13 protein-coding genes and 1 other annotated feature are annotated in these 13208 nt (G+C 41.7%); of the genes, 6 read left to right on the top strand and 7 right to left on the bottom strand.

Annotated features, from left to right (window positions below):
- Nucleotides 1-160 precede the first annotated feature (160 nt).
- On the top strand, nt 161-898 hold the full coding sequence (locus QQK05_RS16535) for a YciK family oxidoreductase (RefSeq protein WP_284300660.1): 738 nt from the start codon (nt 161-163) through the stop codon (nt 896-898).
- Between the two features lie 62 nt (nt 899-960).
- Here QQK05_RS16535 and fadD read toward each other — a convergent pair whose 3' ends face one another.
- From fadD to QQK05_RS16570, 7 genes are all read right to left on the bottom strand, one after another.
- The gene (gene fadD, locus QQK05_RS16540) at nt 961-2616 is read right to left on the bottom strand and encodes a long-chain-fatty-acid--CoA ligase FadD (RefSeq protein ID WP_284300662.1); all 1656 of its coding nucleotides are present in this window, start codon (nt 2614-2616) and stop codon (nt 961-963) included.
- 160 nt (nt 2617-2776) lie between these two features.
- Nucleotides 2777-3628, bottom strand: a complete 852-nt coding sequence (locus QQK05_RS16545; RefSeq protein ID WP_284300665.1) for an alpha/beta fold hydrolase — start codon at nt 3626-3628, stop codon at nt 2777-2779.
- Between the two features lie 18 nt (nt 3629-3646).
- Nucleotides 3647-4303 carry a M50 family metallopeptidase gene (locus QQK05_RS16550; RefSeq protein WP_284300667.1) on the bottom strand — a complete coding sequence of 219 codons (657 nt, stop codon included), beginning with the start codon at nt 4301-4303 and terminating at the stop codon, nt 3647-3649.
- Nucleotides 4303-4674 carry a hypothetical protein gene (locus QQK05_RS16555; protein WP_284300669.1) on the bottom strand — a complete coding sequence of 124 codons (372 nt, stop codon included), beginning with the start codon at nt 4672-4674 and terminating at the stop codon, nt 4303-4305. Before QQK05_RS16555 ends, QQK05_RS16550 begins: the two co-directional genes overlap by 1 nt.
- A gap of 62 nt (nt 4675-4736) precedes the next feature.
- Complete coding sequence (gene tsaB / locus QQK05_RS16560; RefSeq protein WP_284300671.1) at nt 4737-5429, bottom strand: tRNA (adenosine(37)-N6)-threonylcarbamoyltransferase complex dimerization subunit type 1 TsaB; 693 nt, start codon at nt 5427-5429, stop codon at nt 4737-4739.
- The gene (locus QQK05_RS16565) at nt 5429-7351 is read right to left on the bottom strand and encodes an ATP-dependent DNA helicase (protein WP_284300673.1); all 1923 of its coding nucleotides are present in this window, start codon (nt 7349-7351) and stop codon (nt 5429-5431) included. Before QQK05_RS16565 ends, tsaB begins: the two co-directional genes overlap by 1 nt.
- 56 nt (nt 7352-7407) lie before the next feature.
- Nucleotides 7408-7689, bottom strand: coding sequence for a hypothetical protein (locus QQK05_RS16570; RefSeq protein ID WP_284300675.1), 282 nt, complete (start codon nt 7687-7689; stop codon nt 7408-7410).
- 281 nt (nt 7690-7970) lie between these two features.
- Nucleotides 7971-8098, top strand: a sequence feature (His leader region).
- A 45-nt stretch (nt 8099-8143) separates the two neighbouring features.
- Here QQK05_RS16570 and hisG point away from each other — a divergent pair.
- The 5 genes from hisG to hisH are packed head-to-tail and all read left to right on the top strand — an operon-like array spanning nt 8144 to nt 13208.
- Nucleotides 8144-9043: an ATP phosphoribosyltransferase gene (gene hisG / locus QQK05_RS16575; protein WP_284300677.1), complete on the top strand. Its 900-nt coding sequence runs from the start codon at nt 8144-8146 to the stop codon at nt 9041-9043.
- Nucleotides 9044-9046: 3 nt separating this feature from the next.
- Nucleotides 9047-10348 carry a histidinol dehydrogenase gene (gene hisD, locus QQK05_RS16580; RefSeq protein WP_284300679.1) on the top strand — a complete coding sequence of 434 codons (1302 nt, stop codon included), beginning with the start codon at nt 9047-9049 and terminating at the stop codon, nt 10346-10348.
- Between the two features lie 18 nt (nt 10349-10366).
- Entirely contained in the window at nt 10367-11497 is a 1131-nt protein-coding gene (gene hisC, locus QQK05_RS16585; protein ID WP_284300680.1) for a histidinol-phosphate transaminase, read from the top strand.
- Nucleotides 11498-11505: 8 nt separating this feature from the next.
- Entirely contained in the window at nt 11506-12576 is a 1071-nt protein-coding gene (gene hisB / locus QQK05_RS16590) for a bifunctional histidinol-phosphatase/imidazoleglycerol-phosphate dehydratase HisB (protein ID WP_284300682.1), read from the top strand.
- On the top strand, nt 12576-13208 hold the full coding sequence (gene hisH, locus QQK05_RS16595) for an imidazole glycerol phosphate synthase subunit HisH (RefSeq protein WP_407704904.1): 633 nt from the start codon (nt 12576-12578) through the stop codon (nt 13206-13208). The genes hisB and hisH overlap by 1 nt, the downstream gene beginning before the upstream one ends.

Below are 13208 nucleotides of genomic sequence, written 5' to 3' on the forward strand. Positions count from 1 at the left end.
AGACCAGTTAACATTACCTTAAGATTTAGGAATCTGCTAGCGATTTTTTTATCATTTGACAACATTTTGCCGATAAGTCGTTAATTTAATCAATTTTGTCTCGTCAGCGCCCACCTTTACGTTTAAAATATTCTTTTTATTCATCGTTGATCAGTTATTTATGTTCGATTACCAAATCAAAGAAAACAGCTTACAAGACAAAATTATCCTAGTGACAGGTGCTGGTGATGGCATCGGTAAGCAAGCCGCTCTTACTTATGCAAGCCTAGGTGCTACCGTTATTTTATTAGGCAAAACCGTTGAAAAATTAGAAAACGTGTACGATGAAATTGTTGCTCAAGGCTCTCCAGAACCTGCAATTATCCCGCTTGACCTCAAGGGCGCAACAAAGAAGAACTACCAAGATATGGCATCAACAATCGTTGGCCAATTTGGCCGTTTAGACGGTGCCCTACTCAACGCTTCAATCTTAGGCGAACTAACACCATTTGAAACCATTCATGAGCAAATCTGGAATGACGTGATGCAGGTTAACGTAACGGCACAGTTTTTACTGGCACAAGCGTTACTACCAGCATTTAAGTTAGCTAAGCACGCCTCACTTGCCTTTACGTCATCGGGTGTTGGTAACAAAGGCCGTGCATTTTGGGGGGCATACAGTATTTCTAAGTTCGCAACAGAAGGCATGATGCAAGTCATTGCTGATGAGTACGACGAGTCGAATTTACGTTGTAATGCTATTAACCCTGGTGCAACCAATACACCAATGCGCAACAGTGCTTATCCAGCAGAAGATAAAGATACGATTGCGACACCAAAAGATATTATGCCACTATACGTTTACTTAATGTCTGATGACAGTATCGACGTCAATGGCCAGCGTATCAACGCGCAATAAAACCGAATATTCGCCAATAAAAAAGCCACTCAATTGAGTGGCTTTTTTGTGTCAATGTTGAACTAACGTAGTTCTCGACGAAGAATCTTACCAACATTTGTTTTTGGTAACTCGTCCTTAAACTCAATCAGTTTAGGTACCTTGTAATTTGTTAAATTGTCACGACAGTGATTAATCAATTCCAGTTCTGTCACGTTCTTGTCGTTAACAACAACAAACACTTTAACAATTTCACCGCTCACTTCATGTGGAATACCGATAGCGGCAGCTTCAACCACTGCGGGGTGCATTACAATCACATCTTCAATTTCATTAGGGAATACATTGAATCCAGATACGATAATCATATCTTTCTTACGATCAACAATTGAAAAGTGGCCGTTTTCGTGACATTTAGCAATATCACCCGTTGCCAACCAACCATCTTTTAAGATTTCGTTAGTCGCTTCTTCACGATTGTAATAGCCTTTCATCACTTGTGGCCCATGAACCCACATTTCTCCTGGTTCACCCATTGGCGCTTCTTCACCATTTTCTAACATAATTTTAATGTTAGTTGACGGTGCTGGTACGCCAATTGTGCCGTTATATCCGTCTTGATCATATGGGCTCATTGATACCATTGGAGAACACTCGGTTAAACCATATCCTTCAAGTAAACGCGTTTTAGTTACCTGCTGCCAACGATCTGCAACGGCTTTTTGAACCGCCATACCACCACCTAGTGCTAATTTTAATCGACTAAAATCAATATCACTAAAGCCTGGTGTGTTAAGTAAGCCATTAAATAAGGTATTTACGCCCGTTAATGCAGTAAATGGGTATTTGACCAATTCTTTAACAAAAGCTGGCATATCACGTGGGTTAGTGATTAACAGGTTAGTGCCACCAATTGTCATGAACGTAAGACAGTTCGCCGTTAAAGCAAAGATATGGTAAAGCGGTAATGCTGTCACTACGAGCTCTTCGCCTTCAAGCAGCATTTCTTTGATCATCGCCTTTGCTTGTTCAAGGTTAGCGACCATATTGCGGTGCGTTAACATCGCGCCTTTTGATACACCTGTTGTGCCACCGGTATATTGCAAGAATGCTAAGTCATCACCGTCTAATTCCACTGGCGTATAAGACATTTTCGAACCGGCTTTAATCACACTGTTAAAGCGAATAGTGTTAGGCAAGTGAAATGCAGGAACCATCTTCTTAACATGTTTAACTACCATGTTTACGATGCTACCTTTAACAAAGCCTAAACGGTCACCTAACGATGTCAGGATAACGTGTTCAACAGGCGTATCGGAAATCACTTCTTCCAACGTTGCAGCAAAGTTCTCAATGATTAACATCGCTTTCGCGCCAGAATCATTTAATTGATGCTTAAGCTCACGAGCAGTGTATAACGGGTTAACGTTTACTACCGTTAAACCAGCAAGCAATGCGCCAAACAAAGCAATTGGGTACTGCAAGGTATTTGGCACCATAATCGCAAAACGATCGCCTTTTACTAAACCAAGGTCTTGCTGAAGGTATGCCGCGAATGCTTTTGCTTGTTCTTCTAGTTCTTGATAAGAGATTTCCGCACCCATATTGATGAATGCCGTTCGATTGGCGTAGATGCCAACGTACTTGTTAAACATTTCAACAAGTGATGAATATTTATCTGGATTGATATCGTGGGGTACACCAGGCGGGTAACTCTTCTCTAGCCAAATTTTATCCACTTCTTCCTCCTGTTAATACGACTCGTTGGGCTCATTTATTGATTTTTTACTTTGATTTTTATAGCTGAGCACTTAAATTTCTAAACTGAGTTTTTACTCTAAAGTTGCGCATAATTTCACATTTTGAGGTAAAAGCCCAGTACTTTGTTAATAAAATACGTTACTTTGCTGAAATAAAGGACAATATATAACTTGCTGTCTTATCCGGTTGCTCCATGTGAACATGATGCCCACCAACTAACTTTATGGCTTCAAGCTGTGGTACTAATGGCTTAAATTTTTCAAGCATTTTACTCACAAAAGCCATACCTTTATCACCATAAATTAATAGCATGGGTACTTGAACATCACTCATCAACTGTTTAGCTTGCCCAAAAGTAAATCGATAAGGTGAGACGTTTCGTAATCGGCTATCTGTTCTCCAAACAACGCCATTTTCAGTCTGCTCTACCCCGCGCTCCACTATCAGTTTAGCCTCTTTAATAGAAAAGTCAGATACTGCTAACCTTGCCTTTACTGCGGACGCTAAATCAGGATGATACTTAGTGGATTTATTCTGCTGTTTAAAGCGGCTTTCGATACCTTCTTTAATTTGTTTGGTGGTATTTTTCTCGTCATCACTAATGATGCCAAATGCATCGATTACCGACAAAGTATGAACAAGCTCAGGAAACGCGGCCGAGAACGCGGTCGCTATCATGCCCCCCATAGAGTGGCCGACTAAATGCACCTTATCCCACCCTGTGACCTTGAGTACTTGATATAAATCATCCACCCAATCAACAAAGTGATAATACGCACCTTTGCTTTTATGATCAGACATACCATGGCCTGGCCAATCAATTGCGATTACGTGATAATCATTAAATGCAGGCAATACGTCAGTGAAGCTTGCTGCATTATCAAGCCAACCATGTAAAAAGATAACTTTTGGTTTATTTGACTCAAAAGACTGGTGATTAGATATAGCCGCGATATTCAACTGGCTTAAAGGGATTTTGATATCAAACATTACAATAACTATTTACCACTAATTTTTGCGCTTAGCTAAATAAAACAGCGCGCAGATACCACATGCGGTCCATGCAATAACCCACACAATTTCAGGGATAAACGTCAGCGACGCTAGTGTTGCTCCGTCCCCCATATGACGTCCATCAATCAAATACAATGGTGAATAAACACTATTTAATAGAACAATGATTCCGGTGAATTTCAACAATATGTTCAGTGAATACATGTTTTTAAACCGCCATTTAACAACCAATAAGCCGATTAATGACAATAATATTATTGCGGTGAGCACATCGCGCGTCCACAACACGAGCGTGATTGATAACAAACCAATCAAAAAACCATAAACGAATTTGGCACGGGTAATTGTTTGTCCGGCTAACTGATATAATGCAATACCAAACAAGGTCGCGCCTAAATACCCCATCACTGTCACGAAAAACCGGATGCCCCCTTGTGTGGTGCACAAGCCAGCACCATTAGGAAACAATTCTATTTTTATTATTCGTCCGCCAGTAACGATCGCAGCAACCCCATGACTCAACTCATGAAAGAAGCTTTCAAGCCAATTAAATGGCAAGGATACAATAGGAATTTGACGAATGATGATGGCTGCTAACAAAAGCCAGTAGAATTGATATTTAGTAAAGAGTGATTGACTGCTAGACGGCATTACGCGTAGAGATCAACACCAAAGAGCTGTTCGATATTGCTACGTTGTTGCAAGTTTTCTACGCCTTGATAGGTCGAGACAGCTGTTAGGTTACTATTGCTGACTTGCTCACGTGTCGTGTTGTTGCCGCCTTCATCATTTGAAAGGACAATAGCTTGCTGAAAATTTTGTTGTTCAGCCTGCTGTTGACGCTGTTCATCAACAACCGCCAACGCTTGTTCGTCAACGTCAAGACGTTGAGCTGGGCGCGAGCTGGTTTCTACTTCTTGCTCACGTGCGCGTTCGATACGAACTTGGTCTCGAGAGACACTTTGAGTCGCATTAACCGCCTGCCCTGTGGCAAAGGTATTAGTTGGTGAATTTATTTGCATAAGATCAATTTAGCAGACTTAACAACAAGCTACAAATTCTATTGCTGAGTTTCTCTTACTAGTTATTCCCTTCCAGGTAATTTTTTCCAAGAAACCGTATCACGCACATAAACAGGTTGCGCAGCTTCAGCTGACACCGACAGGCCTGCTTCAAACGCTTTTTGGCCTATTTTCAACATGTATTTCGCATGTGGAAACAGTACCTTAGGCTCGCCTTGGTTTGATCGTAATTCATTCAGTTCAGCCTCATACGCTTGCCAAGCGGTACCCACAGTATGCGCAACTCTTTCTAGCGCTAAATGATCCTTTGCCAGCGCCGGTTTAATGACAACTTCGTCTGCTATCATTTGCATGATGCCTTGTTCGTCCGCTTTAAACTGCGCTAAATAAATTTCTGCCATTCTCGCATCAATACCAGCAAGCACATTCGCTTCGCCTTGCTCTTCAAACGCTTGCTGTGCCATCGCCTGCAAGGTTGAAACACCGTAGACTTTTAAATCAGCAGAGAACGCAAGGCCCTGAGTCACACCAATACCAATTCGAACACCCGTAAAACTGCCGGGTCCGCGACCAAAAATAATCCCATCCAATTGATTCAGTTTGATACTAGCTTCTTTTAATACCTCATCAATCATTGGCAATAGCAGCAATGAATGTGATTGAGGACATAATTCAAATTTTTCGTAAATATTGCCATCAAAAGATAAAGCAACAGAACAAGCTTCGGTTGAAGCATCAATAGCTAAAAAGTTCATTAACTCTCGTCTTCTTTAATCATGTTTAAAAACGCAATCGCGTTTTCTAAATTTCGGGTGCGTCGCATATTAGGAAGAGATTTTACAAAAACTTCACCGTAAGGTCGATTAACAATGCGATCGTCACAAATAACTAAGACACCTTTATCATTCACATCTCGAATGAGTCGCCCTACTCCCTGCTTCAAAGCAATAACCGCTTGTGGCATTTGGATTTGAGCAAAAGGGTCACCATTTTGGCGCTTTACGTCTTCACTGCGAGCCTGCAGTAGAGGATCATCGGGCGATGCAAATGGCAGTTTATCGATAATCACGCAGGTAAGTTTATCGCCTCGCACATCGACCCCTTCCCAAAAACTCGCGGTAGCCAATAACACGGCATCTTGGGATTCAATAAAATTATCTAAGATTTTACGCTTGCTCATTTGCCCTTGAACAAGTAATTCATTGTCAATTTGTTCACTCAATATTTCAGCTACCATATTCATCATTCGGTAACTCGTGAAAAGCATAAAGCATGCTCCGTCACTTGCATCAATCAATTTTGTTGCAAGGTCTGCTAATTTTTTTGCGCGATTAGGATGATTAGCGCTAGGCAGGTACCTAGGCACCAACAATTGAGACTGTTCCAAATAATTAAAGGGACTATCCAAAAATAATGACTGTGCCTTAATACCTAATTGATCGTTGAAATGGTCAAAATGACCATCTACGGCTAACGTCGCTGAAGTAAAAATCCATCCTGCGTGCGATTGATCGACATATTCACTAAATTTGTCGGCGACCGATAACGGCGTTTGGTGTAACACGACATGCCTACGTGTCGTTTCATACCAAAAACTAATACCAAAACTGTCGGTATTGGCCATCAAATCATGCTTTTGCAGAAGCGTCACCGCTCGCTCGAAACAATGATCAATCTCTTCCGTTCTGCCAACACATAGCTTCAGCACTTGATACAAGAAATCTAAATCATCTTTAATCGCTTGGTATTGCGCATTAAATTGGGATAACGCAGCTTTTTCTCGCCAATTCCCCCGCTCTGGATCATAAGCAAACAACAAGCGAAATTCTTGTGCTGTTTTATCCAGCTTTTCGGCGGCTTTTCCTAATTGCTTAACATCCGTTAACGCTGTTTTAAATTGGGCGATTACGTCACTGCAAAGTTCATGAATTTGACGCGTAGAAAACGCATCACCAAAATATTCGCTAGCAATATCTGGGATCTGGTGTGCTTCATCAAAGACGACAACTTCAGCTTTTGGAATTAACTCACCAAAGCCAGTGTCTTTTAACGCCATATCGGCAAAAAACAAATGATGATTGACGACAATAACATCAGCGTCAATCGCTTGTTGCCTGGCTTTTACCAAATGACAATCTTTAATAAACGGGCAGTCTTTTGCCAAGCAATTATCAACCGTCGATGTGATGAGTGGGAATATCGCAGAATCTTCTGCCACATCTACCAGTTCACCAATATCACCACTAATGGTTGCTGTTGACCATGTTTTTACTTTAACAAGATCTTGGAGGCCCTGTGCATCGAGTTGACCACGGCTTTGCGAAAACTGATCGAGACGTTGTAAACACAAATAGTTTGCTCGGCCTTTTAGCAACGCAACTTGACCCCCATATTTAAGGGCTTTACGGATTAACGGCAAATCTTTGTGAAATAGCTGTTCTTGGAGATTTTTAGTCCCTGTGGAAACGATAACCTTTTTATCACTAAGTAACGCTGGCACTAGATAAGCAAATGTTTTACCTGTACCTGTGCCCGCTTCTACAACTAATGAACTTTGATTGGCAATCGCACGCTCAACCTCAAGCGCCATATCTATCTGGGCTTGTCTTGGGTTATAACCTTGAATGATTTGCGCTAATGCGCCTGATGCCGAAAAAGCGTGTTCGACTTGTGCCATGGAATAATTTGAACAAGAATTTTTCGCTCATTATAAACGTAAATATTGATAACAAGCTAAACAAAAATATCGAGTTTAGTTCCTTTGTGTGGCTGATTGTCTTTTTCTGACGATTCTGTTGATGAAGATTGATGGCCTTGTTGGTCGAGTATTTCTTCCTGATCTGATTCATCGCGCTCAGCATGAATATAAATATCAACTTCGTCCTTGATACTCTGGTCTTGTTCTTCAGATAGCTTACCGACCTTATCATCTTTCGCCAACGCCTTAACCTTAAGCTTTTCTGGCTTAATTCTGACAGGGACAACACGTCGAAGTTGAGTAGTAAAAATATCCATAATCACCGCATATTATTTATTGGCTTACGAATTAAAAATGTAAAAACACATCTTTATATCGGTCAAATAACGAACAACCTTAGAACTATTTTGCACATAACTTATAGAATTTTTTCATAAAACATTAACAAACACCGCTTGCGTTACGATAAAAATCTCGATACTGTAATTAGCAATTGAGTAATCGTTAGCCAAAAAAAATAAAAAATTAACGATACATATTTATTATAGACAAGTAAAAGTTAAAGAGATTCAAGCAATATGTACAACCTAAGCAACTTACATCATCACCATCATTTTCACGGTTAGCTGCTCAGGTTTAATCGCTGAGGGGCTATGGACCTTTCAGCGGGAAACAAATATTTAGAAAACCCCCGAAAGAGTCCATCTCTTTCGGGGGTTTTTTCGTATTAGGTTTCAAATTTTTTAAAAGTGATAAATTAAAGGAAATATCATGACAAGTTCAAAACGCTTAACAATCGCCATGCAAAAGTCAGGTCGCTTAAGCGATGATACGCAAGCTCTACTAAAACGCTGTGGTTTAAAACTAAATCTCCAAGATAGACGCTTACTTGCTCATGTAGCGAATATGCCAATCGATATCATGCGCGTTCGCTCAAGTGATATTCCAGGTCTTGTTATGGATGGTGTGTGTGACATCGGTATTGTTGGAGACAACACTTTAGAAGAAGCAGCCCTTGAGAGGAAGCTCCTTGGCAGTAACTGCGAGTATATCCGCACTAAAGGCTTAAACTTTGGCGGCTGCCGTTTGTCACTGGCCATGCCTGAAGAATTTAACTACCAAGGTATTGAGTCATTAAACGGCTTGAGATTTGCGACTACCTACCCTCAATTGTTGAAGCGCTACGCTCAAGAAAACAACATTGATATCGATTTCTGCTTACTAAAAGGCTCTGTTGAAGTAGCCCCACGCGTTGGTTTAGCCGATGGTATTTGTGATTTGGTATCAACCGGCGCAACACTCGAAGCAAATGGTTTAAAAGAAGTGGAAGTCATTTACCGCTCTACGGCAGCATTAATCCAAAATCCGACGCCATTGAGTGGAGAAAAGCAGGAAATTTTCGACACATTACTTCAGCGTATGCAAGGCGTTATGAAAGCTAAGGAAAGCAAGTACATTATGTTGCACGCGCCTAAAGACAAAATTGACCAAGTGAGCGAGCTAATGCCGGGCAAAGAAACACCGACAGTACTGCCGCTTGCAGGACGTGATGACTTAGTTGCTGTTCACGTTGTTGCGACTGAAACCTTCTTTTGGGAAACAATGGAAGCATTAAAGGCACTAGGCTGTAACTCCATTCTCGTCATGCCAATTGAAAAGATGATGGAGTAAGACATGCAAAGCACAACTCGTTGGTCTGATTTAACAGTGCAATCGCAGGCGGAGCTTTTGCTTCGCCCGGCAATCGCTAATAACAAAGTATTATCGGAACAAGTGGCCAGCATTATCGATCAAGTTGCTGAAGGTGGAGACAACACGTTACTGTCACTGACGGAAAAATTTGATGGTGCGAAATTAGCGAGCTTACAAATTACCACTGAGCAGATTGAAAATGCGGTAAATAGCTTATCATCTCAACGCTTAGCGGCCTTAGAAAAAGCTTATTGCCAAATTAAAGCATTTCACCAAGCACAAACCTTCCAAGATGTTCGTGTAGAAACGAGCCCTGGCGTTGTGTGCACGCTGAAATCTGAAGCTATTGAAAGTGTAGGCTTGTACATTCCAGCAGGCACGGCTCCACTACCATCAACGGTATTAATGCTTGGTGTGCCAGCACAAATAGCCGGTTGTGATCGTAAAGTGTTAGTGTCGCCACCGGATCAAAACGGCAATATTGCAAATGAAGTTTTGGCCGCTGCGCAATTATGTGGCATCGACGAAATATACGCCGTGGGCGGTGCACAGGCAATTGCTGCATTGGCACTGGGCACAGATACCATTAAACCAGTTAATAAAGTATTTGGTCCTGGCAATAGTTATGTCACTGAAGCAAAAAAACAACTATCTCAACAAGTGCCTGGTTTCGCGATTGATATGCCTGCTGGCCCATCAGAAGTCATGGTCATTGCTGACGAAACGGCAACGTCTGCGTTTGTTGCCGCTGATTTACTATCGCAAGCCGAGCACGGTGTAGACTCTCAAGTTGTACTTGTGGCAACGAATAGCGACCTCATCGAGCAGGTTCAAAAAGAAGTAATAGAGCAACTGGCTCAGTTATCTCGCAAAGAAATCGCACAAGCGTCACTTGAACACTCTCGCTTTATTTTGGTTGAGAACATTGCAGAAGCCGTTGATGTATCAAATCAGTATGCACCGGAGCACTTAATTGTTCAGACCAAAAACCCAAATGGCTTAGTCGGAAAATTACGCAACGCTGGCTCGATATTTTTAGGCGACTACACACCGGAATCAGCTGGCGATTATGCCAGTGGAACGAACCATGTGTTGCCAACTTATGGCTACTCAAAAGTTGTTAGTAGCTTGTCATTAGCGGACTTCTCGCGTCGTTATACGGTGCAAGAAATCACAAGACAAGGGCTGGCTAATTTGGCGCCATGCTTGATTGAATTGACCGATGCTGAAGGGTTAGATGCGCACCAACGCGCAGTAACAATTCGCTTGGAAAATGAAGCATAGACGACGTAAGGAATAACAATGACCAAACAAACTGATTTAATTAATCGCCTTGCTCGCAATGAACTTGTTGATATGGTCCCATATCAATCAGCAAGACGATTATTTGCTTCCGGTGACGATAGCGCCGCCAACAATATTTGGCTAAATGCTAATGAAGCTCCTGGTGCTGGTGATTACTCAGTAGAAGCGAGTTGTATTAACCGCTACCCTGACTTTCAACCAGATAGCTTGATAAATGGTTACAGCAACTACAGTGCATTGCCACCAAGCCAAATATTAGCGACACGTGGTGCAGACGAAGGAATCGAACTTGTTATCAAAGCCTTTTGTCGCGCATACCAAGATAACATTCTAATTTGCCCTCCCACCTACGGCATGTACGGTATCAGTGCTCAAGCCCAAGGGGTTGGCATCATTGAAGTGCCCCTGGTAAATAATTTGCTAAATGTTGAGGAAATTGCCAAACAAAAAGGCCAAGCTAAGGTTTTATTCCTGTGTTCGCCTGGCAACCCAACCGGTAACTTGCTACCGAAAGCACAGTTATTACAGGTATTAGAGATATTTAAAAATGATGCCATTGTCGTCGTTGATGAAGCGTATATCGAGTTTTCACCAACAGATAGTATGCAAGGTATTATTGATGAATATGACAACTTAGTCGTATTACGTACCTTGTCAAAAGCCTTTGCGTTGGCAGGTCTTCGTTGTGGTTTCACTCTTGCAAACGAAACCATTATTACCATGCTGTCTAAGGTGATTGCGCCATACCCTATTTCAGCACCTGTTGCTGAAATTGCCAGTCAGGCACTCAACGATGCAGGTGTTGCACGTATGCAATCACAAGTGGCAATCACCAACACATTGCGAAATGAGTTTAGCGATTGGCTTGAAAAACAAGCTTGGTGTGTTCGTGTTTTTGACAGTAGTGCTAACTTCATCTTATTTGAATGCACCGAAAAAGACGAAATATTTAACGCGTTAAAAGAACAGAATATTTTAATTCGCGATCAATCAAAACAACAACAGCTTGCCAACTGCTTACGCATCAGTATTGGTAGCGAGAAAGAATTAACATTAGTGAAAACCCTATTAGAACAGGCTTTCAATCAACCATTAACACAAAGAGCGCCTGCTCAAACAAACGTTTAGGAATTACCATGTCACAGCAAAACATTTTATTTATCGACAGAGACGGAACACTCATTGAAGAACCGGTTAGCGACAAGCAAGTAGACACACTTGAGAAACTTGTCTTTGAACCTATGGTTATTCCTACACTGTTAAAGCTGCAAGCCAAAGGCTACCGACTTGTCATGGTATCAAACCAAGACGGCCTAGGTACTGATAGTTACCCACAAGCAGATTTCGATTTGCCACACGACAAAATGATGGATTTATTTACCTCGCAAGGCGTTGTATTTGATGACGTGTTACTGTGTCCTCACTTTGAAGAAGACAATTGTAACTGTCGTAAGCCTAAACTTGGCTTAGTGTCGGATTACTTGCAACAAGGCAAAGTTAATTTTCAAGACTCTTACGTTATCGGCGATCGAGAAACTGATATTCAATTGGCCAAAAACATGGGGATTGTAGGTATTCGATATGATCGAAATGAAAACAACTGGTTGGCGATTGCCGATCAGCTTTTATCAAACAATCGTAAAAGTAGCGTCACTAGAACGACGAAGGAAACGGACATCACCATCGATGTGGACCTAGACAAAAAAGCACCTATAAGCATTAACACCGGTTTAGGCTTTTTCGACCACATGCTTGAACAAATTGCGACTCACGGTGGATTTGCTATGCAAGTTAATGTCACAGGAGATTACCACATTGATGAGCACCACAGTGTCGAAGATACAGCACTTGCACTCGGTCAAGCTTTAAAGCAAGCACTAGGTGATAAACGTGGTATCGGCAGATTTGGTTTTGTCTTGCCAATGGATGAGTGTTTAGCGCAAGCGGCTCTTGATTTATCGGGTCGTCCTTGGCTCGAGTTTGATGCGAAATTTACCGCCGACAATGTTGGCACGATGTCGACACAAATGGTTTCGCACTTTTTCCGCAGCCTTGCTGATTCAATGGCTGCAACTATCCACCTATCGACAACTGAAGGCAACTGTCACCACCAAGTAGAAAGCTTATTTAAAGTGTTTGGTCGTGCACTTGGTCAGGCAATTTTAGTCAACGGTAATGAACTACCAAGCTCAAAAGGAAGCTTATAATGACTGCGTCATCCCTTCTTTCGAGTCAAGCGATTGTTATAGTTGATACGGGTTGCGCCAATATATCTTCAGTTAGGTATGCTGTTGAGCGTCTTGGATATGACGTCCAAGTGTCAGACCAAGCAGACGAAATAAAACGAGCAGACAAAGTTATTTTACCCGGTGTTGGCAGTGCTAAGCATGCAATGAAAAACATTCGTGATAAGGGCTTAGTTGAAGTTATTCAGTCGCTAGAACAGCCAGTACTTGGCTTTTGCTTAGGTATGCAATTAATGTGCAGTCAATCAGAAGAAGCTGGCCTTAATGAAAATACAGTAATCGACTGTATCGGCGTTATTCCAACGCAAGTAAAGGCTATGGAAGTGGGCGATTTACGATTACCGCACATGGGTTGGAATACGTTACGTTTTCCAAAGGCTCACCCTATTTTTAAGGGCATAACATCAGATGCCTATGTTTATTTTGTCCATAGTTATTGTGCACCAATAAGCGAGTACACCATTGCAAGCTGTGAATATGGTCAAGGCTTTAGCGCGGCAATTGCTAAAGATAACTTTATCGGATGTCAATTTCACCCTGAACGTTCAAGTGATATCGGCAGTTTAATAATTAAAAACTTTTTGGAAATGTAA

The sequence above is a fragment of the Thalassotalea loyana genome (genome assembly GCF_030161435.1).
Taxonomy (GTDB): Bacteria; Pseudomonadota; Gammaproteobacteria; order Enterobacterales; family Alteromonadaceae; genus Thalassotalea_G; species Thalassotalea_G loyana.

What these genes read in the sequence shown, in the direction of transcription:
- QQK05_RS16565 (WP_284300673.1), bottom strand. Translation starts at nt 7,351, where the DNA reads ATGGCACAAGTCGAACACGCTTTTTCGGCATCAGGCGCATTAGCGCAA.
- QQK05_RS16570 (WP_284300675.1), bottom strand. Translation starts at nt 7,689, where the DNA reads ATGGATATTTTTACTACTCAACTTCGACGTGTTGTCCCTGTCAGAATT.
- hisD (WP_284300679.1), top strand. Translation starts at nt 9,047, where the DNA reads ATGCAAAGCACAACTCGTTGGTCTGATTTAACAGTGCAATCGCAGGCG.
- QQK05_RS16545 (WP_284300665.1), bottom strand. Translation starts at nt 3,628, where the DNA reads ATGTTTGATATCAAAATCCCTTTAAGCCAGTTGAATATCGCGGCTATA.
- QQK05_RS16535 (WP_284300660.1), top strand. Translation starts at nt 161, where the DNA reads ATGTTCGATTACCAAATCAAAGAAAACAGCTTACAAGACAAAATTATC.
- QQK05_RS16555 (WP_284300669.1), bottom strand. Translation starts at nt 4,674, where the DNA reads ATGCAAATAAATTCACCAACTAATACCTTTGCCACAGGGCAGGCGGTT.
- hisH (WP_407704904.1), top strand. Translation starts at nt 12,576, where the DNA reads ATGACTGCGTCATCCCTTCTTTCGAGTCAAGCGATTGTTATAGTTGAT.
- hisC (WP_284300680.1), top strand. Translation starts at nt 10,367, where the DNA reads ATGACCAAACAAACTGATTTAATTAATCGCCTTGCTCGCAATGAACTT.
- hisG (WP_284300677.1), top strand. Translation starts at nt 8,144, where the DNA reads ATGACAAGTTCAAAACGCTTAACAATCGCCATGCAAAAGTCAGGTCGC.
- tsaB (WP_284300671.1), bottom strand. Translation starts at nt 5,429, where the DNA reads ATGAACTTTTTAGCTATTGATGCTTCAACCGAAGCTTGTTCTGTTGCT.
- QQK05_RS16550 (WP_284300667.1), bottom strand. Translation starts at nt 4,303, where the DNA reads ATGCCGTCTAGCAGTCAATCACTCTTTACTAAATATCAATTCTACTGG.
- hisB (WP_284300682.1), top strand. Translation starts at nt 11,506, where the DNA reads ATGTCACAGCAAAACATTTTATTTATCGACAGAGACGGAACACTCATT.